Annotated in this window: 21 protein-coding genes; 12 read left to right on the forward strand and 9 right to left on the reverse strand. The window is 45.4% G+C overall.

What is annotated here, in order from left to right:
- Positions 1-370: 370 nt before the first annotated feature.
- A complete protein-coding gene (locus RJ41_RS11790) occupies positions 371-1,234 on the reverse strand; it encodes an alpha/beta hydrolase family protein (RefSeq protein WP_039220918.1) in 864 nt (287 codons plus the stop codon).
- Between the two features lie 253 nt (positions 1,235-1,487).
- Here RJ41_RS11790 and RJ41_RS11795 point away from each other — a divergent pair, with 253 nt between their 5' ends.
- Positions 1,488-2,081 (forward strand): hypothetical protein, encoded by a 594-nt coding sequence (locus RJ41_RS11795; protein WP_039220920.1) that lies wholly within the window; start codon positions 1,488-1,490, stop codon positions 2,079-2,081.
- Between the two features lie 74 nt (positions 2,082-2,155).
- Here the strand turns inward: RJ41_RS11795 and RJ41_RS11800 are convergent, their stop codons facing one another.
- Complete coding sequence (locus RJ41_RS11800) at positions 2,156-2,740, reverse strand: HAD family hydrolase (protein ID WP_039220922.1); 585 nt, start codon at positions 2,738-2,740, stop codon at positions 2,156-2,158.
- 65 nt (positions 2,741-2,805) lie between these two features.
- On the reverse strand, positions 2,806-4,143 hold the full coding sequence (locus RJ41_RS11805) for an MFS transporter (RefSeq protein WP_039220929.1): 1,338 nt from the start codon (positions 4,141-4,143) through the stop codon (positions 2,806-2,808).
- Between the two features lie 368 nt (positions 4,144-4,511).
- Between RJ41_RS11805 and uvrA the strand changes: the two genes are divergently transcribed.
- Both uvrA and RJ41_RS19165 read left to right on the forward strand, forming a co-directional pair.
- Positions 4,512-7,343 carry an excinuclease ABC subunit UvrA gene (gene uvrA / locus RJ41_RS11810; protein WP_039220933.1) on the forward strand — a complete coding sequence of 944 codons (2,832 nt, stop codon included), beginning with the start codon at positions 4,512-4,514 and terminating at the stop codon, positions 7,341-7,343.
- A 202-nt stretch (positions 7,344-7,545) separates the two neighbouring features.
- The gene (locus RJ41_RS19165; RefSeq protein WP_012516741.1) at positions 7,546-7,713 is read left to right on the forward strand and encodes a hypothetical protein; all 168 of its coding nucleotides are present in this window, start codon (positions 7,546-7,548) and stop codon (positions 7,711-7,713) included.
- Positions 7,714-7,790: 77 nt separating this feature from the next.
- Here RJ41_RS19165 and RJ41_RS11820 read toward each other — a convergent pair whose 3' ends face one another.
- Positions 7,791-9,293 (reverse strand): Hsp70 family protein, encoded by a 1,503-nt coding sequence (locus tag RJ41_RS11820; protein WP_039220939.1) that lies wholly within the window; start codon positions 9,291-9,293, stop codon positions 7,791-7,793.
- Positions 9,294-9,478: 185 nt separating this feature from the next.
- Here RJ41_RS11820 and RJ41_RS11825 point away from each other — a divergent pair, with 185 nt between their 5' ends.
- Positions 9,479-9,898, forward strand: a complete 420-nt coding sequence (locus RJ41_RS11825) for an acyl-CoA thioesterase (RefSeq protein WP_039220941.1) — start codon at positions 9,479-9,481, stop codon at positions 9,896-9,898.
- A gap of 22 nt (positions 9,899-9,920) precedes the next feature.
- A complete protein-coding gene (locus tag RJ41_RS11830) occupies positions 9,921-10,619 on the forward strand; it encodes a 2OG-Fe(II) oxygenase (protein WP_039220945.1) in 699 nt (232 codons plus the stop codon).
- Here the strand turns inward: RJ41_RS11830 and RJ41_RS11835 are convergent.
- The 4 genes from RJ41_RS11835 to RJ41_RS11850 all read right to left on the reverse strand — a co-directional run bounded on the left by RJ41_RS11835 (position 10,616) and on the right by RJ41_RS11850 (position 13,885).
- Entirely contained in the window at positions 10,616-11,563 is a 948-nt protein-coding gene (locus tag RJ41_RS11835) for a dihydrodipicolinate synthase family protein (protein ID WP_039220948.1), read from the reverse strand. The genes RJ41_RS11830 and RJ41_RS11835 overlap by 4 nt on opposite strands.
- Before the next feature lie 27 nt (positions 11,564-11,590).
- Positions 11,591-12,076 (reverse strand): DUF3299 domain-containing protein, encoded by a 486-nt coding sequence (locus tag RJ41_RS11840; protein WP_039220951.1) that lies wholly within the window; start codon positions 12,074-12,076, stop codon positions 11,591-11,593.
- A gap of 137 nt (positions 12,077-12,213) precedes the next feature.
- Positions 12,214-12,744, reverse strand: coding sequence for an inorganic diphosphatase (gene ppa / locus RJ41_RS11845; RefSeq protein ID WP_014947861.1), 531 nt, complete (start codon positions 12,742-12,744; stop codon positions 12,214-12,216).
- A gap of 163 nt (positions 12,745-12,907) precedes the next feature.
- Positions 12,908-13,885, reverse strand: a complete 978-nt coding sequence (locus RJ41_RS11850; RefSeq protein WP_039220955.1) for a class 1 fructose-bisphosphatase — start codon at positions 13,883-13,885, stop codon at positions 12,908-12,910.
- Between the two features lie 310 nt (positions 13,886-14,195).
- Here RJ41_RS11850 and mpl point away from each other — a divergent pair, with 310 nt between their 5' ends.
- The 3 genes from mpl to RJ41_RS11865 all read left to right on the forward strand — a co-directional run bounded on the left by mpl (position 14,196) and on the right by RJ41_RS11865 (position 17,072).
- On the forward strand, positions 14,196-15,554 hold the full coding sequence (gene mpl / locus RJ41_RS11855; protein ID WP_084081862.1) for a UDP-N-acetylmuramate:L-alanyl-gamma-D-glutamyl-meso-diaminopimelate ligase: 1,359 nt from the start codon (positions 14,196-14,198) through the stop codon (positions 15,552-15,554).
- A gap of 73 nt (positions 15,555-15,627) precedes the next feature.
- Entirely contained in the window at positions 15,628-16,260 is a 633-nt protein-coding gene (locus RJ41_RS11860) for a flavin prenyltransferase UbiX (RefSeq protein WP_014975357.1), read from the forward strand.
- A gap of 2 nt (positions 16,261-16,262) precedes the next feature.
- The gene (locus RJ41_RS11865; RefSeq protein WP_039220962.1) at positions 16,263-17,072 is read left to right on the forward strand and encodes a S1/P1 nuclease; all 810 of its coding nucleotides are present in this window, start codon (positions 16,263-16,265) and stop codon (positions 17,070-17,072) included.
- Positions 17,073-17,222: 150 nt separating this feature from the next.
- On the opposite strand, the gene rraA is transcribed toward RJ41_RS11865, so the two are convergent.
- Complete coding sequence (gene rraA, locus RJ41_RS11870) at positions 17,223-17,708, reverse strand: ribonuclease E activity regulator RraA (RefSeq protein WP_039220963.1); 486 nt, start codon at positions 17,706-17,708, stop codon at positions 17,223-17,225.
- A gap of 365 nt (positions 17,709-18,073) precedes the next feature.
- Here rraA and RJ41_RS11875 point away from each other — a divergent pair, with 365 nt between their 5' ends.
- From RJ41_RS11875 to lysA, 4 genes are read left to right on the forward strand one after another with little or no spacing between them, the layout of a single operon-like run.
- Positions 18,074-18,586: a phosphatase PAP2 family protein gene (locus tag RJ41_RS11875; protein WP_039220965.1), complete on the forward strand. Its 513-nt coding sequence runs from the start codon at positions 18,074-18,076 to the stop codon at positions 18,584-18,586.
- A 1-nt stretch (position 18,587) separates the two neighbouring features.
- Positions 18,588-19,655, forward strand: a complete 1,068-nt coding sequence (locus RJ41_RS11880; RefSeq protein ID WP_039220967.1) for an MJ1255/VC2487 family glycosyltransferase — start codon at positions 18,588-18,590, stop codon at positions 19,653-19,655.
- 51 nt (positions 19,656-19,706) lie between these two features.
- Complete coding sequence (gene lptM, locus RJ41_RS11885) at positions 19,707-19,904, forward strand: LPS translocon maturation chaperone LptM (protein ID WP_240485791.1); 198 nt, start codon at positions 19,707-19,709, stop codon at positions 19,902-19,904.
- Positions 19,904-21,154: a diaminopimelate decarboxylase gene (lysA, locus tag RJ41_RS11890; RefSeq protein WP_039220974.1), complete on the forward strand. Its 1,251-nt coding sequence runs from the start codon at positions 19,904-19,906 to the stop codon at positions 21,152-21,154. The genes lptM and lysA overlap by 1 nt, the downstream gene beginning before the upstream one ends.
- The last annotated feature ends 13 nt before the right edge of the window (positions 21,155-21,167 follow it).

Here is a 21,167-nt window from a genome sequence, read left to right on the forward strand (position 1 = left end):
CCCGCCATTGGCGGGTATTTTATTTAGTCATTACTAAGCCAGTTTGGTGAGTGATTAATCGTAATTCGGTGTATTCTTGAGCGACCGTATTCTAAAAATTTCATGACACGAAACTATTGACAAAAATACACGCTTGATCATTTTGCTTAAGATTTTTATCCCCAATACAGAAAATTGCCTGATCCTGCACAGCTTTACGATCAAAAAAGATTAAGATCGAGCACAGTTGCTCTACAGCGCTTGATTTAACTGACATTTCGTGATCCGACCAGAAAGTCATGAAAAGATCGTGATCTGTTGTTCTATATGGCTATTAACAGACTTACCAACAAGGTTTTCCACTACTTATCCACAACGAGTAAGGTTTCTATTACTGAGTGAATCTTGCTAAAAATTGCTTGTACTGCTCAATAGCATAGTCGCTTTTAAGCGTAGCGTTATGGGTAGCACCAGGAATAACTGAAATGTATTTCTCGCTACTTGATGCATCTTCTAATAGCTGCTGACTAATCGGGTAAGGGGTTATTTTGTCTTCCTCACCCACCACCAGCCATAGTGGTCCTTCATAGTGACGCAAGATTGGGGCTATTTGCATACTATGAACTTCATCGTGAAGCTTCATGTTTGTGAATGAATTAGAGAAGCCTGGCACCATGTTGGCAATTAAATCAGAGATGTTATTGAAAGCGCCGTCTAATACTAAAGCGTCTATCTTTCTATTTGCAGCAACATAGCTTGCGAAATAGCTGCCTATACCTCGGCCGTGAACGATAGTGGGAATTGAGGCGTCAAACGCACTTTCTACATAGTCAAACTGGGTTAACGCATCTTGTTTAATAGCGTTAATACTTAAGTCCTTCGCTTTATCACTGGCTCCTACTCCCTGATAATCGAGCCACAATATATTAGCGGGCAACTTACCCAGTCTATGAATAACGCTGTTGTTTTCGCTTACAGGCATACGATTGTCTGCAAAGAAAACAATGTTAACAATAGGGTCAGGGTAAGAAACAGCAACGCCTCTCAAAGTTAACCCAGCTTCATTTTTAACTTCAACACGGGTTATGCCCGCTGAGGTTTTGTCTTTTTGAATTGCCGCGTGTAGCTTCGTAGTATCAAGGTTTTTTTGCTGAGTGTCTTGATAAAAGAAGGCCGAAGGGGACACGTTAATTGCACACCCAATAAGTGACACACTTGCAACTACACTGATTACCGCGTTTTTTAAGCTCATCATTAAAAAACTGTCCGTGTTGAATGGTTATGGCGAAATTTTTATTCAGGTTACATAGGTGTAATGGTTGTGACGCTGATCAAAAACTCGCTCAGCAAAATCAACACTCCCACACCTATGCTAAACAAGCTGTAACAGTTTGCAACAGTTGTTCTGTTTCTTAGCGATACAAACTTTCTTATACTAAATACAATATTACTTGCACAATTTATCTGCATAAAACAAAAATAATTTAATGAAAAGTAGAACATTTTCCATGTCTTACGTTACATCACCAGCTCGACTTATTGTTGCCTGCTGTGCCCTACCCTTGCTTGTTGCCTGTGAATCGACTCCGCCTGAGATGGATTCGTCCTTAATTCCTGCATCACAAAGAAAAGACTACCAACTAACTATGTCTAAAGCGAAAGCATGTCCTATAAACTTAGCTGAACTGAGCGATATACGTTCGAGCAAAGACCTATTAGTTGGGAACAGTAATGTAACGGAAGATACGCTCTATACGCTGTTACAACAAAGCTTAGAGGATATGAACGTTAGTCCAGATATTGAAGCAGCTAACAGCGTAAAAGTGATATTAAACCGAGCGTTTATAAAAAGCTTGGGAAGTAATATGGTTGCCACCGTTGTGCTTAAGGTAAGGTATAAGCCAGACTATGCGGATGAGTACTCACCTGCTACAACCTTTAGAGGGCAAAGCATGAATGTGAATGCCAATATCAGCGAAGAACAGAGCAATCAAATTGCCATTGATGCAATGAAAACGGCCATAGATGATGCCACCAAACGCATTAAGTCTTCACTACTGCATAATTGCAGCGATGCTCTCGGAGAAATAGAGGCGGTATAAGCCAAAGAAATTATAGAGTGAGCGCGATTGATTTAGCGTTAGCGCTAAGCTCGAAGGCTTACTCAGCGTAAGATTTAGTAGATAAGCCGCCCATTATCGACCATAAAGCACGCCATGCCGCCGTCAACCGCCGCTTTTCGGCCCATGTCGGTGTCTTCAAACACCACACAATGCTGTGGTGCTACACCCATTAATTCTGCCGCACGCACAAAGGTTTCAGGGTGAGGTTTACCTCGAGTTACGTCATCGGCTGTAACTAGCGCAGATAATTGGGCTAGCAAGCCGTGTTCATTTAACACCATTTGCGCGTGCTGCCTATCTGAGCCCGTACCTACTGCAATGGGCATAATTCCCTTATAGTGATTAAACACGTTAAGGGTATCTTGAATAAGCCTTGGCACATGATCTAGCCCTTCGAAAGCCTGTTTTTTATATGAAGCAACCTCTGCTGGATCGTGGTTTTTGCCATACTTGGCATTCATAAGATGTACGGTTTCAAAGGTAGGAACACCACCTAAACTGTATTGATAGTCTCGGTCAAAAGGGTAGCCAAACGCATCGCACGTAAGCTGCCACGCATCAATATGCGCGCCCATTGAATCGACCAAGGTGCCATCCATATCAAAAATAATGGCTTTGTAGCTGCTTAGGTCAATCATGGTCTTCGCTTCCTTTTCAAAAATAGTGTGATGCTAACCTTTCATGGTTGCAATGAGATAAGCAACTATGCAGACAATACGTCTCGCGCTTTTACCGCATCAAAATCACGATCAACTTTCAGGTATACCGCGTTATTTTGACTGTTTAATGTCACTTCCAACACACCAGGCACTAACAGCAGCTCGGCTTCAATGCTAGAAACATTTGAACTATCAAACTCTGCGTTCATCATCACGCGCTTTACCCGACTCACTTCTTTAACACCAAGAATAATAAAAAGCCAAAGCAGAGTGCTAGCAGCGCCGATGCCATAAGCTAGTTCTTGCGACCAAATATCGGTAACTAAGCCTGAAATTACACCACCCAAAAACGCGCCAAAGAACTGAAAGCTAGCGTAAAGACCCATGGCCGTTCCTTTTTGTCCCGCAGGCGCAATGCTCGACACCAGTGCAGGGAAATTCGCTTCCAAATAATTAAAGCCAGTAAAGAAAAGCACCACGGCAGCACAAACCCACCACCAGCTATGGTCCTCTAAACTCAGCGCCAAAAACGCGCCACCCATTAATACAACGCCGGTTACAAGGAGCGATTTAGGCGTACGCCCTCTTGCTGCTCCCATCATTACAATTAGACCTACTATTGACGCGCCTAAAATGGGTAAGTAAACCGTCCAGTGACTGTCTAGCGTCATATCAAAGTTCAGTAGCGTTACGGGCAGTTGAACAAACAACAGCGTTATCATCATATGTAGAATCATCACGCTGATATTTAAACGCCATAACTGAGAAGAGAAGATTAAGCGCTTTAGCTGGTCTTTTTGTGGCAGTGTATCGCCGCTGCTAAGCTGCACACCGTTTGGCACTACCCATTTAACCAGCGGCATGCAAAGAATGGCCAGAATACCAGTAATACCAAACACACCTGTAAGCCCATAGCTGTTCGCAATAAGAGGTCCTAAAATAACGGCTAAATAGAATGAAAAGCCAATGGCTATGCCTATGATAGCTAACACTTTGGCTCGCTGACTTTCCCGGCTTACATCGGTAGCCAGCGCCATTATCGCTCCTGCAATTGCCCCAGCGCCTTGAAGAATACGCCCAACAATCATCATGGCCATACTGTCGGCGTTTGCTGCGACAAAGCTTCCTAATGCAAATACAGCAAGCCCTAGCAAAATAACGGGTTTACGCCCCCATTTGTCAGACATCATACCCATAGGAATTTGCAACGTAGCTTGGGTTAGGCCATATCCACCCACGGCAAGCCCTACCAACAGCGGCGAGTAATCTGGGTAGTCCATTGCGGCTACAGCCAACACGGGCATAACCATGAACAGCCCCATCATGCGTAATACGTAAACGGAGGCGAGTGCAAGCGCGGCGCGTAATTCCAAAGCGTTCAAAGCGTCTTTTTCCCTCAATAAATAAAATCAAAAAAACGTAAAAGCGCGCAGAGAACACTTGTTTCTGCAGCATCAAGAATAAGGTCGCGAAGTGTAGCATAAATTGCTCTTGCGCCCACTTACCTTAAATTCGATTAATACAATTGGCGTTTTCTCCCGCTCAACGGGTCGATTTAGCCTTTTTGCCTTAATAGGGGTTTAAAAGTGGGGATAAAATCACCACTTTGCAATGTCGATAAGCGAGATCTAATCGTAAGCTTATGTCCGTGAGGTGATCTGCTTACTCCGCTTACAGTATAACTTGAATGTCATATCACTTTACTTGACACCTATGGCATACTGATTCTTTTTCTCTCATTTAGGCTTCAATGGATAAAATCGAAATTCGCGGTGCTCGCACCCACAACTTGAAAAACATCGATTTAACACTGCCACGAGACAAACTGGTGGTGATAACCGGCCTTTCTGGCTCGGGTAAATCGTCTCTTGCATTCGACACGCTTTATGCAGAAGGCCAGCGTCGTTACGTTGAGTCTTTGTCTGCCTATGCTCGTCAGTTTCTATCTATGATGGAAAAACCAGATGTTGATCATATTGAGGGTTTATCACCAGCAATATCCATTGAGCAGAAATCAACATCGCATAACCCCCGTTCAACGGTGGGTACCATCACTGAAATATACGACTATCTGCGTTTAATGTTCGCGCGAGTGGGTACACCACGCTGTCCTGACCACGATGTGCCGCTAGATGCACAAACGGTCAGCCAAATGGTCGATAAAGTGTTAGCGATGCCCGAGGGCAGTAAGTTAATGCTGCTAGCGCCTATTGTTAAAGAGCGAAAAGGCGAGCACGTTAAGACGCTGCAAAACCTGTCTGCTCAGGGCTTTATTCGCGCGCGAATCGACGGTGAAGTGTGTGACCTATCTGATCCGCCGCCTCTCGATTTGCACAAGAAGCACACCATTGAAGTTGTGGTTGACCGCTTTAAAGTGCGCGACGATATGGCACTGCGTTTGGCTGAATCATTCGAGACGGCGCTCAGCCTTGCTGGCGGCAACGCGGTTGTGGCTGATATGGACGATAAAGACGCAGAAGAAATTGTGTTTTCTGCTAATTTCGCCTGCCCACACTGTGGTTACAGCATCAGTGAATTAGAGCCGCGCCTGTTTTCATTTAACAACCCAGCGGGCGCATGCCCTACCTGTGACGGCTTAGGCACAAGACAATTCTTTGACCCCGCACGCGTAGTCGGCAATACCGAATTGAGTCTGTCTGGCGGCGCTATTCGCGGATGGGACAAGCGCAGCTATTACTATTTTCAAATGCTACAGGCAGTAGCAGACCATTATAAATTTAGCCTTACCGCGCCATTTGAAGAGCTCGATAAAAAGCACCAAGACATTGTGCTTTACGGGTCTAAAGGCAAGTCGCTGTCGTTTAAGTACATAAACGAGCGTGGCGACGTGATGGAGCGTAAGCATCCATTTGAGGGCATTATCCCTAATATGGAACGTCGCTATCGCGAGACCGAGTCGAATTCGGTGCGTGAAGAGCTAGCAAAATATTTAAGCCAGCAGCACTGCAGCAGCTGTAACGGCACCCGTCTGCGTGTTCAAGCACGTAATGTATTTATACAAGACACCAACCTGCCAGCCATTGCTGACATGTCGATTGCCGATGCGTACGGCTTCTTCGAGACACTGAAACTTGAAGGTCAACGTGCTCAGATAGCCGAAAAGATTTTGAAAGAAATCATGGACCGCTTGCGCTTCTTGGTAAACGTAGGTCTTAACTATCTTTCTATGTCGCGCAGCGCCGATACTCTATCAGGCGGTGAAGCTCAGCGCATTCGACTGGCAAGTCAAATTGGCGCAGGCCTAGTGGGCGTTATGTACGTGCTGGATGAGCCCTCTATCGGTCTTCATCAACGGGATAACGAACGCTTACTTGGTACGCTTACGCATTTGCGCGACCTGGGTAACACAGTTTTAGTTGTAGAGCACGACGAGGATGCCATTCGCGAAGCCGATTACATTGTAGATATTGGCCCAGGTGCAGGTGTGCATGGCGGTGAGATTATCGCCGAAGGCTCACTGGAAGACATCAAAAACAGTGAACACTCACTTACTGGAAAGTACCTATCCGGTAGAGAGAAGATAGATATCCCCGCAACACGCACACCGGTTAAAGACGACAAGTGGCTAGAGCTTTTAGGCGCTACCGGCAACAACTTGAAGTCTGTTGATTTACGTATACCTACCGGTGTAATGACCTGTGTGACGGGTGTATCGGGCTCGGGCAAATCAACGCTGATTAATGACACCTTCTACAAAATTGCGCAGCGCGAGCTGAACAAGGCGACCACGTCTGAACCGGCACCACATAAGTCGATGACAGGATTAGACCAGCTCGACAAAGTAGTCGATATTGATCAAAGCCCTATCGGCAGAACACCGCGCTCTAATCCGGCGACTTACGCTGGTATTTTCACACCAATTCGCGAAATGTTCGCCGGCACTCAAGAGTCTCGCTCACGGGGTTACAAGCCTGGCCGCTTTAGCTTTAACGTAAAAGGCGGTCGCTGTGAGGCGTGTCAGGGTGACGGCGTAATTAAAGTGGAAATGCACTTTTTGCCAGACGTGTATGTGCCTTGTGACGTGTGTCAGGGCAAACGCTATAACCGTGAAACCCTTGAGATAAAGTACAAAGATAAGAACATTCACGAAGTGTTGGAAATGACGGTGGAAGATGCCCGTGAGTTCTTTGATGCTATCCCGGCTATTTCACGTAAATTGCAGACCCTCATGGACGTAGGCTTGTCATACATTCGACTAGGCCAAGCAGCCACTACGTTATCAGGTGGTGAAGCACAGCGCGTGAAATTGGCGAAAGAGTTGTCAAAAAGAGACACTGGGCAAACACTCTATATCTTGGATGAGCCAACCACCGGGTTGCATTTCCACGATATTAAACAGTTATTAGCCGTCCTTCACAGGCTGCGCGATCACGGTAATACCGTTGTGGTTATTGAGCATAACCTAGATGTGATTAAAACCGCAGACTGGATTGTTGACCTTGGACCCGAAGGTGGATCCGGAGGTGGCCAGATTATTGCAGAGGGAACACCTGAGCATGTGGCACAACAAGAAGTTTCACATACAGGTCGATTCCTGAAACCCATGCTCACACAAGCTTGAGCCGGTAACGGGTAAATCCGTTAGCGTAAAGCGCACTCGTTTTCTATTTTGCTGTTGTGTAATTTACACAGCAGCTTGTAAGAAGTGCGTGATGACGTTTATTTACACGTTTTTCCATGCTGGTCAGAGCTTGTATTGGCAAATCATACGTTACGATGATTTTTGTGTATTTTTGCAGTAAGAATTGCTGGAGCGACAACTAATGAACCAAACGCCGCCATTAGCCTTAGTGAAAACATGGTATCACCTACTGTCATCATCAGAAGACAATGATGTGAAAGCACGCGCACAAGAAATGCTGTTAAAAGCCTTCGAGTCGCCTGAGGCCATCGCGATTTATCTAAAAGAACACAATATCCTTAAGCACTGATCAAAAAAGCCTTAGCGTAGTAAACGCTACTACGCTAAGGCTTAGTGTTTTTCATATCGAAAAAAGAATAGAAAAGGTTAAGCGTGCTTCGCCGCTTGAATAGCTAACCCTTCGCACACCGAGTTGAAGGCGTCATTCTCTAATCGCGGTAAACCGGTAAGCAGGTTTTCATACAGCGCATCAACCACGATTGGCGATAAACTCATACCACCTGTGATCATCACCACTTCTGGCTTTTCACTGCTGCTTTCCAAGCATTCCACCACTAGCGCTTTTACTTTATCAAGCCAAGGTTTTAAAGCCTTTTTAAGTGACTCTTGCGAAATCTCCACGTCAAAATCATCCTCGATATAGTGCAGCGGCAAGGTAATATTCTGTTTACTTGACAGAAGTTCCTTGGCTAATCGAGCCGAGTTCACCACACGGGCAGACAACTTGTTCTCCTGCACAATAAGCAAGCGTTCTAGTTGGGCAGGCTCTTTAATCACAGACATGGTTTGAGAAATATCTAACCCATAATCGTCAGAGAAAAAGCGAGTAAGAGCAGGAATGTTATCAACCGCACACATATCAGAGAAGTAGGTGGGTGGAACAGGAAGCCCGTTAATCATCTTAAGGCCCATTCCCATTTCTGGGGCAATAGCCTTAAGCACCAAGCTTTTGTCGCAATCCATGCCGCCTAAACGTCTGCCTGTTACTGACAGAACATCATCTTTGCGATCAAGCTGGTTGGAACGCTCTGGGGAAAGCTTAATACAACAAATATCCGTGGTACCCCCACCAATATCGACAATCAGCGTAGTGGTATCCCTTGGTAGAGTTTGCTCAATTTTATACGCCGCGGCGATAGGTTCATCTAGAAAATTAACCCCTGTAAATCCGGCTTTCGTCGCCGCTTCAGTCATAATTTGAATGGCCTGCGCGTTCCCCTCTTCACCGCGGGTGCCGTGAAACTTAACAGGACGGCCAATAACTGCATTATTAACAGCCTTGCCTAGCTGCTGCTCTGCACACTGTTTAAAGTACGCCAACTGCTTAGCAATAATACCGATGAACGCTTGTTTTTGGTCGCCGTCTAGCGATGCGCCTAAAAAGTTCTTAGGTGAATAAATAAGACGGCCTTTGTCCGGCATTTTAAGAAAGCGCCTAAACCCTTCTTCACCAAACGCAAACTTGCCGTGCTCTACTAAGCGCAGCAAAGGTATTTCGTCTAGCGACATAGCATGCATCAATTGTGCAATAGCTTTGCGCTGCAAAGCAGGCTTGTTGTGCAAATCGCCGCGCAGCGAGTCGATACGGTCGCTGTACATCGCCTGTTCTTTTGGATCTTTCGCCGAGTAATAGCCGTCCTTCGCCTTATCTATTTGCTCACTGATAACGCGCTGTAACTGCGCCACTTTCGCCTCAACCATGGCATCAGGAGGCGGCGGCAGTTCATCTTCAAAATAGATGAACACCGACGAACGGATTTTATTGCCCTTCTTATCTAACGGGTCAAGTTTGATGTGCTGATGGGCCGTTCCATCAAAATACACAACCTCAGAATTTGATGTACCGTAGTCAATCCCAATCGCAGTCATAGTATGTTCGCTCAAAAAGTTAGAAGCGGATTGTAATGCAAAAGCTTTTTGAGGTCACACCCCTGTAAGCTAATCAAAACACAACGATTTACCCTAAACACAATCGCTTTTATAAGGGCTACTGCAAACTCCCGCCTATAATGCTAGAGTGGAAATCAAACTTATAACAAAGCCTACAAAAATTTATGAGTAATACAGCACCACTTATCACTTCTTTTGACGTGCGTTTTTGCGAAACCGATGCTTTGCAACATGTTAGTAACACGGCATTAGTTGCTTGGTTTGAAGCCGCTAGAGAGCCTATTTTCAGAATGTTTACCCCTGAGCTAGACTTAAATAACTGGCCGTTAATTTTAGCCAGTTATAAGGTCGATTTTTTAGCGCAAATTTTTTATGGCAAACCGGTAACGGTGAAAACCTATATTAGTCGATTGGGTAACAGTGCATTCGACGTGTTTCAAGAACTATGGCAAGACGATAAGTTGTGCTCAACAGGCATTACCACCATGGTACATTTTGACTATAAAACACAGCGTTCTGCGCCTATTCCAGAGGATGTGAAGTCAGAACTACAGTCACACTTTAAAGAACTACCCACTAAGTAACAAAGCGCAGTACGAGGTCTCCATGAGCGATTTAATTGAAGTTATTGATGATGTGTTACCACCAGAGCTGTGCAAGCAACTCATGGAACGCTTTGAAAGCAGCCCTAATTTGTCTCAAGGCCGAACTGGCGGCGGCGTAGACTTAGACAAAAAGCGCAGCATGGATGTGTCGATAAGCCGCAACCCGGAATTTAAAGACTTATTTCAGCAAGTGATGCAGCACACTGGACAGCAGCTGGTCTCCTACATTGAAAAGTACTATTTTGCGCTTGTTGGGCCCATTGGCTTAACCGTACGCCACCCTAAAACCGGTGAACCGGTAAAAGTAACCGGAGAGAATTTTGACGAAGTAGGCAAACCCAATTTGGCAAATTTGGTGAATTACCTGTTCCGCGTTGGCGATGTAAATGCACAGCGCTACACCGCGGGCAATGGTGGCTACCCGTACTGGCATTCAGAAGTCTATCCACAGCTTCAACATAACGATGCGCTGCATCGCGTACTGCTGTTTATGTACTACTTAAACGATGTGGACGAAGGCGGCGAAACAGAATTTTATTATCAAAACCGTGCGGTTAAGCCCAAAGCAGGCAGAATGGTGATTGCACCTGCCTATTTTACTCACACACACCGCGGCCAAATTCCAAAAAGTAACGATAAATACATTTTAACGTCGTGGCTTCTGTTTAACCGCGCTGAACAGATTTATACGCAGGGCTAGCTTAACGATAACTTCGTGATGATGTGCTCTAGCTCGCTGTACTCTTTTTTGTCGATAGGTAAGAAGGGTGCAGGCAAGCTAGGCGTGTCACAATAGCCCAAAATTTCTGCCGCTGCAGCAACCACTCGCAAACCACCGCCATTGCGCGCAAACATGCTCCATATTCCGCTTAACGCTTGTGACTGAGCCTGTGCATCCACAGCATTACCAGACTGAGCGGCGTCGATAATACGCATTACGGTTCGCGGGAATATTCCCCCTATAACAGAAAGCCAAAGGTCACAACCTTCAACCATTCCTGCTGCGCCAAAACTATCACCACTCACGCCTATAGCAATCTGTGCAGGCATTATCTCTCGTAATGATGCTAATCTACGAGCGCCTTCGCTACTGCTTGCTTCAGAGGGTGGGATATCCTTGCTGGAACTATTATCCATTGCGCTTTTGGCAAACGGAGTACCGGGTATTTTAATCGCCCCGATATTCGGTAATTTTCCTATGCGGCGGTATAAATCATCGCTGAAGGTAAAATTAGTCACACGAGGATTTTCGTAAACGCAGATAGGCACAGATACCTCGTGACTCACTGCCTCATAGAGGCCATACACTTCTTCTTCATTAAGCACTTGATAGGATACCGGTGCCAACAACACAGCATTAACACCTGCTTGCTGCACAGCTTCAACGTTTTTCAGCACGTCATAGGTTCTCAGCGCCCCAACGCCTGCCATAACAGGAATACCATTTGCGTGGTCGACGGCGAGCTTGGCTACATCGTACTTTTCCTCTCGCGTTAGATAAGGGTACAGCCCAGTAGAGCCTATCGCGCAAATTGAATCTACGTTCGCCGAAGCTAAATTCTCAACAAGCCCTTGAAGTGCTTTGTAATCAATAGCTTCTTGTTTGAATGGAGTAATGGGAAACGCTGATAATCCTGTAAACACCTGATGTCCTTTTTAAACGTTTAATGCTTAAAACCCTTCTACGGCTTCGCCTTTCAAACGGTAACCTACAGACGCAATATCGCCTTTCCAACCGTCAGTCGACAGTTCGCCGGTTACCCAAATTGCATCGTAAATATTATCTATGCGCACACCTTCTTCAAATTTTACGTAAACAATTTGATTAGACGGCGGCGGTGGTACGTGAATACAGGCTCCGAAATATGGAACAAGTAAGAACTCAGTGGTTAGCTCTGCCGTACCTTCTAGCGGCACAACAAAACCCGGGATTTTCACCCGTTTACCATCAAAGGTATCGACAACGGGTGCGTCAGGCTGAAGCTGACTCATCTCGCCATTATGTTGAACTGAAGGTGGCGCGAGCTCATTAAAGCCCTCAGGCACTAGGTCTTCCCAGTATACTTCAATGGGAGTCTCATCTGCCAAAGAGTTGAAGGACACAACCATCATTAGTACAGCAAATAATGAGGTTACGGTTTGTTTCAGGTTGTACATACGGGTCTCTTTCAGGTATCTGTTTAGCTTTCTGTTGTGATGCCTAATTTTAGTTATCAATCTTCACTTTTTAGCCACATACAAAAAGGGCTGGTATTACACCAGCCCTTTGTATCATCAATTTGAAGCAGCGTGAATTATTCTGCTTCGAAACGCGCGATGCTTGCGGTAATTTCTTCTTTTGCAGCGGCAGCGTCTGCCCAACCGTCAATCTTCACCCATTTGCCTTCTTCTAGATCTTTATAGTGCTCGAAGAAGTGCTCGATTTGCTTAAGAAGAAGCGGAGGTACGTCTGCAATTTCTTTAACGTCACGGTAAATAGTAGAAAGCTTGTCTACTGGTACCGCTAGTACTTTTGCATCTTTACCAGACTCGTCTGTCATGTTTAGTACGCCAACTGGACGACACTTGATTACAGAACCCGCAAGTAGTGGGAACGGAGTCATTACTAAAACGTCAACTGGGTCGCCATCTTCTGACAATGTGTTGTTCACGTAACCGTAGTTAGTTGGGTAGTGCATGCAAGTTGCCATAAAACGGTCAACAAATAGCGCGCCAGTGTCTTTGTCTACTTCGTACTTCACCGGGTCAGCGTGTGCTGGAATTTCGATGATTACGTTCACTTCATCTGGTACGTTTTTACCAGCAGAAATAGCACTCAAGCTCATTCTTAGGTCCTTTCAGTAATGGATTAAAAATTTTGGTCGTAAGTATACGGTGACAGCAGCAAAATAAAAACGCTTTACGACCCATGTCGTACTAATCTCTTTATTTTTCGTTAAATTTTGCTGCTTTTTAATAAACAAATGACCCTAAAGGGCCATTTTTTCATTACTTCGCGTTATCGTTGTAGCTTAAACACATTTCAACTTCGTCTTTAGAGCCGATAATACACGGTACGCGCTGATGAATTTCTTCAGGCATAACTTCTAGAATTCGGCCAGTACCGGTTTCTGCTTTACCACCAGCTTGCTCCATCAAAAATGCCATTGGGTTGGCTTCATAAAGCAAACGCAATTTGCCAGGCTTAGACGGGTCTCTGTTATCGAATGGATACATAAAGATACCGCCACGGCAAAGCAAACGATGAATATCACCCACCATTGCCGCTACCCAGCGCATATTAAAGTCTTTACCACGTGGACCTTCTTTACCTGCTAAAAGATCGGCAACATATGCCTGCATTGCCGGTTCCCAATGACGCTGGTTCGACGCATTGATAGAGAATTCTGAGGTTTGCTCGGGCACCTGAATATTCGGGTGAGTAAGCAGGAAACCACCGTGGGTTTTATCAAGCGTATAAATATGCGTACCGCGACCGGTAGTCAGCGCTAGCATTGTAGACGGGCCATACAGCACATAGCCTGCAGCTACCATCTGCGTTCCAGGCTGTAAGAAAGCAGACGGATCATCTGGTTTCATCCACTGAGGCGCATGGGTAATAGAGAAAATAGTACCGATTAGGCTGTTAATTTCAGTGTTTGACGACCCATCTAGCGGGTCGAAGCTTACTAAGTAATTACCGTCTGGATTACACGGCACAACGTCATCTTCTTCTTCAGACGAAATGGCTTTTACGTAGCCAGATTCCCTTAGCGTGTCTTTTAAAATGTGGTTAGAGATAACGTCGAGCTTTTTCTGTGTTTCGCCCTGTACGTTTTCTGAAAGGGTTGAACCGAGCACGCCAGCAAGTGCGCCTTGACTCACGCGGAAAGAAATTTCTTTACAGCCCGCTAGCAGTGTACGAATGAGTAAAATTAACTCAAGCGGTGCACCGTCTTGTTGCAATTGGGAATTTAAACGTTTCATTGAATGTAAGCCTTTTTTCGTGTGTAGGGTGTTGTGCTACCAGTCGCTCAGCTTTCCTTACCGGCGTTTGTCTGAAGCACACACAGGTTTTAAACCTGTGGTTAGATTGTAACCGTGTTCTTGGGTAAGTGGAACACGCCTGTAAAATGTCATACACACACCATACCAGTTTGCACATCATAGATTCTTAGGTGTTTAGCGTATTACAACGGCTTAAGGCATTTATTGAATGATTAAAATTGAATTATCTATAGGCCACGGGGTTCTGATACAGTACCCCAATAACATGATAATTCATTGAGAATGCGCTATGCATGTACATATTTTAGGCATTTGTGGAAGTTTTATGGGCGGCATCGCCGCTATTGCTAAATCACTCGGCCACAAAGTAACAGGGTCTGATAAAAACGTTTATCCGCCCATGAGCACCCAACTTGAAGCATTAGGCATTGAGTTGACCGAAGGTTATTGCGAAAGCCAGTTTGATCCAGCGCCAGATATGGTAGTAATTGGTAACGCGATGTCGCGCGGTAACCCCGCCGTTGAATACGTGTTAAATCGAAACCTGCCTTACACTAGCGGCCCACAATGGCTGCTTGATAACTTACTAAAAGATCGTTGGGTAATCGGGTTATCAGGTACCCACGGTAAAACAACAACTAGCAGTATGGTCGCGTGGATTTTAGAACACGCTGGTCTTAATCCCGGTTATTTGATTGGCGGCGTACCAGAGAATTTTGGCGTATCGGCTCGCGTGGGTGAAAGCCCCTTTTTTGTCATTGAAGCTGACGAATACGACAGCGCATTTTTCGATAAGCGTTCTAAGTTCGTACACTATCGTCCAAAAACCTTGGTAATTAACAACCTTGAGTTTGACCATGCAGATATTTTTGCTGACCTTGGGGCTATTCAAACTCAGTTTCACCACTTGGTGCGCATGGTACCTGAAAACGGGCTTATTCTTACGCCAAACAGTACGCCCGCAATTGAGGATATGCTCAAGAAAGGTTGCTGGTCTTCTCGCCAATCGTTGGGCAAGGAGTGGCATGCAGAACTGTTAAAGAAAGACGGCAGTGAATTCAATGTATTACATAACGGCGTTATCGTCGGAACCGTAGCATGGTCGCTCTTAGGCCAGCACAATGTGGACAATGCTTTAATGGCCATAGCTGCCGCCCACCATGCAGGTGTTACCTTACCTGATGCCATAGAAGCCTTATCATTTTTTAAGAATGTTAAGCGTCGCATGGAAGTAAAGGGTGAAGTAAACAACATCACCCTTTATGACGACTTTGCACACCACCCTACTGCAATTGCGACTACACTTGATGGACTGCGCAAGAAAGTGGGTAATGCCCGTATTCTGGCTGTGCTAGAGCCGCGGTCAAACACGATGAAAATGGGCGTGCACAAAGACACGCTGGCAAACTCTTGGCAAAAAGCCGATGAAGTATACCTTTACGAACCTGAAGGCATGGACTGGTCGTTAGTTGAATCGGTAGCGCACAGTAACGCACCTGCCCACTGCTTCAAAGATGTAGAGAAGATCGTTCAAGGCGTTTGCAACGTAGCACAACCAGGCGATCATATTCTTGTAATGAGTAACGGCGGCTTTGAAGGTATTCATGGCCGTATACTCGATGCACTGAAAATGAAGTCCAAACTATAAGAAAGACAGCTTAAAACGAAGTAATACCCGATAAACAAGCTTTGCTATGCTTGTTATCTACAGAGGCTAAACCATGAAACACGACAAGCAAGTCACGCTTGCTATCACAGGTGCATCAGGTGCACCTTACGCGCTAACACTTTTGAAATCGCTGGTTAATGCAGATTACCAAGTGTACGTACTTATCTCTTCAGCAGCAAAAGTAGTATTTGCCACTGAAGAGAATGTGAAAATCCCCGGGCGTCCCGAAGATGCAGCTGCGTTCTTTACCGAGCATTGCAATGCAAAACCTGACCAAATCAAGGTATTTGGAAAAGAAGAGTGGTTTTCACCGGTAGCGTCTGGCTCGGCTGCTCCGGCTAAAATGGTCGTATGCCCGTGTTCTACAGGTACACTTTCGGCCATTAGTATTGGCGCAAGCGACAACCTGATTGAGCGTGCAGCAGATGTCGTTTTAAAAGAGCGGGGCCAGCTGATTCTAGTTCCCCGTGAAATGCCACTTTCTTCTATTCATTTAGAAAATATGCTCAAGCTTTCGCAAATGGGTGCTACTATTATGCCTGCAGCGCCAGGTTTTTATCACAACCCCAAGACTATCGATGACTTGGTAGATTTTGTTGTGGCGCGCATATTAGATCACCTAGGTATTGAGCAGTCTCTTGTCGCAAGATGGGGCTATCAGTCTTCCAAACATTCTGAGGATTAACCATGTTCGCGTTTGCAAACAGGATTTGCGCAGTTGCGCTGAGCACACTATTTACATTGTGCATTTCATCACCTGCTTTCGGCTGGGGTCAGACCGGCCACCGAGTAACTGGCGCTATTGCCGAGCAATATCTTAGCCCACTTTCTCAGGCCGCAATTATGGATTTGCTGCCACATGGCTCTTTGGCTGAAGCCGCTACCCATGCTGATGAAATGCGCTCTAACCCCAGCGAATTTTGGCAGAAAACGGCCAGTCCTTGGCATTATGTCTCTGTACCTGAGGGCAAGACCTATAAAGACGTTGGCGCACCAAAACAAGGTGATGCGGTTACCGCGTTAAAGCAATTTACTGAAACCTTAAAAAGCGACACAGCCAGCATCGAGGAAAAACGACTAGCCCTTCAGTTTATCGTGCATATCATAGGTGATCTCCATCAACCACTTCACGCTGGAAACGGCACCGATCGTGGCGGAAACGATGTAAAAGTACGCTTCTTTTGGCAAGACTCTAACCTACATCGCGTGTGGGATTCGCAAATGTTAGACCAGCGCGACTTGTCATATTCTGAATGGACTGAATGGCTTACAAAGACCATAAACTCTAAAGATATTCGCAGCTGGGCAACCACCGACCCTATGGTATGGATTGAAGAAAGTACCGCAATTCGCGACACTATTTATCCAGATGACGCCAACAACATGAGCTACGATTATTTATACAATCACCTACCTACTGCCAAAAAGCGTTTGCAGATGGCGGGAATTCGTATCGCTATGTATTTGAACAAGGTGTTTGACGAGGCCAATAAATAGTTTTCGTCAACTCCGAGTTGCTCCAAGGCCGATTAATTCGCCTCACCTAGGTCTCTCTCAGAAATCGCGAAAGTATTGAAAACAAAAACGGAGGCATACGCCTCCGTTTTTTAATTCTTAAAGCAGATAGCTTCTGCTTGCTGTTCAACTTTAATCTAAGTCTAGTGGCTCGGGGGAAAGAATAACGCCCGTGCTATCAGCATATAGGTGGTCTTCGGGTAGAAACGTTACGCCACCAAAGTTAACGGGGACGTCTACCTCACCTATGCTTTCACACTCAGCATTCACAGGGATTGCTGCAACAGCCAATACGCCAATGTCCAATTCGGCAAGGCTATCGACTTCCCGAACACTGCCGTAAATCACAACGCCTTCCCAATCGTTATCAATAGCAATTTGAGCAGATGATGCATCAAATAAAGCACGACGGCTTGAACCACCACCATCTATCAGCAGCACTTTACCCGCACCAGGTTGAGCAAGTACACGGTCAACAAGACCTCTATCTTCAAAGCATTTAATAGTGGTAATTTCACCACCGAAAGAATAACGGCCACCAAAGCTTGCGAAAATTGGATCTACTACGTCTACGCTATCAGCAAACAAGTCGCATAATTCAGATGTGTTGTATTCCATTCTTTTTGCCTTACTAAAATTGAGAAGCGTTGAAGCTCTAAGCTCGTAAAACTTAGCATAGCATTAATTCTTATGATGCAAACGTTTGATTTACCGCGTTTCGTCAAATTTTTCGCATTTGTTTAAAATGCAAGACTTTCCTCTAACTATAGCCAACATGAGCACGTATTTTGCTTTATTCATTTAGCTGAATACTTTTACTAAAAAATTTGTTTAATAACCACTTTCCCCGTTTGAGCAAAGGGTGCATGACTAAAAAGAAACCACGTGAGTTGTCAAAAAAGTTTCTTTTTTCCGTCACCCACTGTTCACAGACACACTTTAGCCTGTGCAGTAATTAATCGATAGGGGACAAGGCAATGTTAATGAAATCCTTGACCAAGTACGACACTGACTTATTTTATCGCCTCTACAAACTGACGCAAAAAAGAGACTGCCGAAGTATTGTGTGGCTATCGAAAACAGGTGACGGCTATTTATACCTCGTCATTGGCATGTTGCTTTGGGCGTTTGAGCCTGAACACGGTGAGCTTTTCCTCTATACAGCGCTGATGGCATATGCGCTGGAATTACCCATTTATGTGCTGCTTAAGAAAATGTTCAAGCGCCCGCGCCCTTGCGATTTTCTAATGAATTTAACAGCACATGTCACGCCGTCGGATAAGTTTTCACTTCCCTCAGGCCATACTGCGGCCGCAACATTAATGGCTTGTATCGTCGCGCACTATTACCCGCCATTTACCTTACTTGCTTACAGTTGGGCAGCACTTATCGGGCTATCACGCGTATTATTAGGTGTACATTACCCTTCTGATGTGGTCGCAGGATCACTGCTAGGCGTAACAATCGCGACACTAAGTATTTCAATTCTGGGGTAGTATGAAATTATTGTATGGTGTGCAAGGCACCGGAAATGGGCATATTGCCCGAGCACGAATTATGGCCGCCGCACTAATGCAGCGAGATGACATTAGCGTTGACTTTGTTTTCACCGGCCGCGCCCCTGAAAAATATTTTGATATGGAAGTGTTCGGAGAATACCGAACATACAAAGGACTTAGTTTCATTACGAAAAGTGGACGAGTAGACAAATGGTCTACGGTGAAAGAAGCCAACATTCGTCAGTTAAATAAAGATATAAAAGCATTCGATACTCGCGATTACGACTTGCTGGTTAACGACTTTGAACCGGTAACGGCGTGGGCAGCTAAAAAGCAAGGCTTACCGTCTATTTCTATCAGCCACCAAGCGGCGTTTGCTTATAACGTGCCGAAAAGCGGGAATACCATATTTGATACCTTGCTCATGAAAATGTTTGCGCCTACGGATCTACAGCTAGGCGTGCATTGGTATCATTTCAATCAGCCTATCATCCCGCCTTTCGTTGCTGAAAAGCCAATAACATCTTCAGGTAATGGCCATGTTTTGGTGTACCTACCGTTTGAAGAAATCGAAGATATTCAGCAAATGCTTGAGCCGCTAAGTGATCAAGTATTTGAGTGTTTTCATCCTAATATTGATGAAGCAAAGGAAACGGGCCACATTCATTGGCACCCTACGTCCAAAAAGCAGTTTCAAAAAGCACTTCAGCACGCCAGTGGAGTAATTGCTAATGGCGGCTTTGAGCTCTCGAGCGAAGCACTTCAGTTAGGCAAAAAACTACTCATTAAGCCCTTACATGGCCAGTTCGAGCAACTGTCCAACGTACTAACCCTGAATAAACTGGATTTATGCCAGACCCTTTTTCAACTCGACACCGATATTGTAGAAGAATGGCTTGAGGCGCCCGAGAACGAAGCGATAGCCTTTCCAGACAATCCAAACATACTCATCGACTGGCTCAAAAATAAAGACTTTTCTGACACCAAGAGCCTATGCGATACACTTTGGAAAAACGTTCAATACGGCGATAAAACACAAGAACGATTATTGGCTCTTGCAATTTAACACCGCAATGCGATGATAGCGGCATTTGTCGTATTCTTTGCGGGATATTTCGTGCTTAAAAAGTCTGTTGTTTTCTTGCTAACACTCTCAGCATTGTGTGGCTGTGGGTACAAAGGGGCGCTCTACATTCCTGACGCGCCTGCACAAAACACATCTGCTGAACCAGCGTCTTCTAATGATGTAGAAGCTGAGGCTTCATCAAGCGCCAACACCCCATCCCCCGCAACTACTTCTGGAGAGCTGAACTAGTGGATTTTTTCGCCTACAGCCAAGGTCAGCTGCATGCTGAACAAGTAGCTGTTTCTGATATTGCTGCCCAGCACGGAACGCCGGTTTATATTTATTCACGCGCAACATTAGAGCGTCATTGGCATGCCTTTAACGACGCTATCGGTGAACACCCTCACCTTGTATGTTACGCGGTAAAAGCGAATTCGAACATCGGTGTATTAAGCGTTCTAGCCAAATTAGGTTCAGGCTTTGATATCGTTTCAGCAGGTGAACTGGCTCGCGTCATCGAAGCCGGTGGCGATGCAAGTAAGGTGGTATTCTCAGGCGTTGGCAAAAAGCACGATGAAATTCGTTATGCGCTAGAACAAGGCATCATGTGTTTCAACGTAGAATCAGAGCCAGAGCTTCATCGAATTAACCAGGTTGCGGGCGAAATGGGCGTGAAAGCCCCTATTTCACTGCGAATAAACCCTGATGTAGATGCCAAAACCCACCCTTATATTTCGACAGGGTTGAAGGCGAATAAATTCGGTATTGCCCGCGAACGAGCGCTTGTTACCTATGAATTAGCCGCTTCCCTGCCTAACCTAAATGTGGTTGGTATGGACTGCCATATTGGCTCACAGCTCACTGAAATCGGTCCGTTTGTAGATGCGCTAGAGCGTCTACTTCTGCTTATTGACGAACTAGCAGAGCGCAACATCATTATTGAGCACTTAGATGTAGGTGGTGGTCTTGGCGTGACTTATAACGACGAGCAACCGCCTCACCCTAAAGCCTATGCACAAGCCATGGCTGAGAAAATGGTAGGCCGTGAAAACCTTAAGTTAATCCTTGAACCTGGTCGAGCTATTGCAGCTAACGCAGGTATTTTGGTCACTGAAGTTGAATTTATAAAAGAAGGTGAAGAAAAGAGCTTTGCCATTGTCGATGCTGCAATGAACGATTTATTGCGCCCTGCGCTTTACTCAGCATGGCAAAAGATTATTCCCGTAAAGGAAGGAAGCACGGCAACGCCTCGCACCTATGACGTTGTGGGCCCTGTGTGTGAAACCGGTGACTTTATAGGAAAAGACCGCGAATTAGCCATTGAACCTACCGATTTACTTGCAGTTCGCAGTGCCGGTGCCTATGGTTTCGTTATGGCGTCAAACTACAATAGCCGCTGCCGTCCAGCCGAGATTATGGTAGACGGTGACAAAGCAATTGTGGTTCGCGAAAGAGAAAAACAAAAAGATCTCTGGCAAGGTGAGTACAAACTTCCGTAAACTAGAAACAAAC

The sequence above is a fragment of the Alteromonas marina genome, from assembly GCF_000808575.1.
In the GTDB taxonomy this organism is placed as follows: domain Bacteria; phylum Pseudomonadota; class Gammaproteobacteria; order Enterobacterales; family Alteromonadaceae; genus Alteromonas; species Alteromonas marina_A.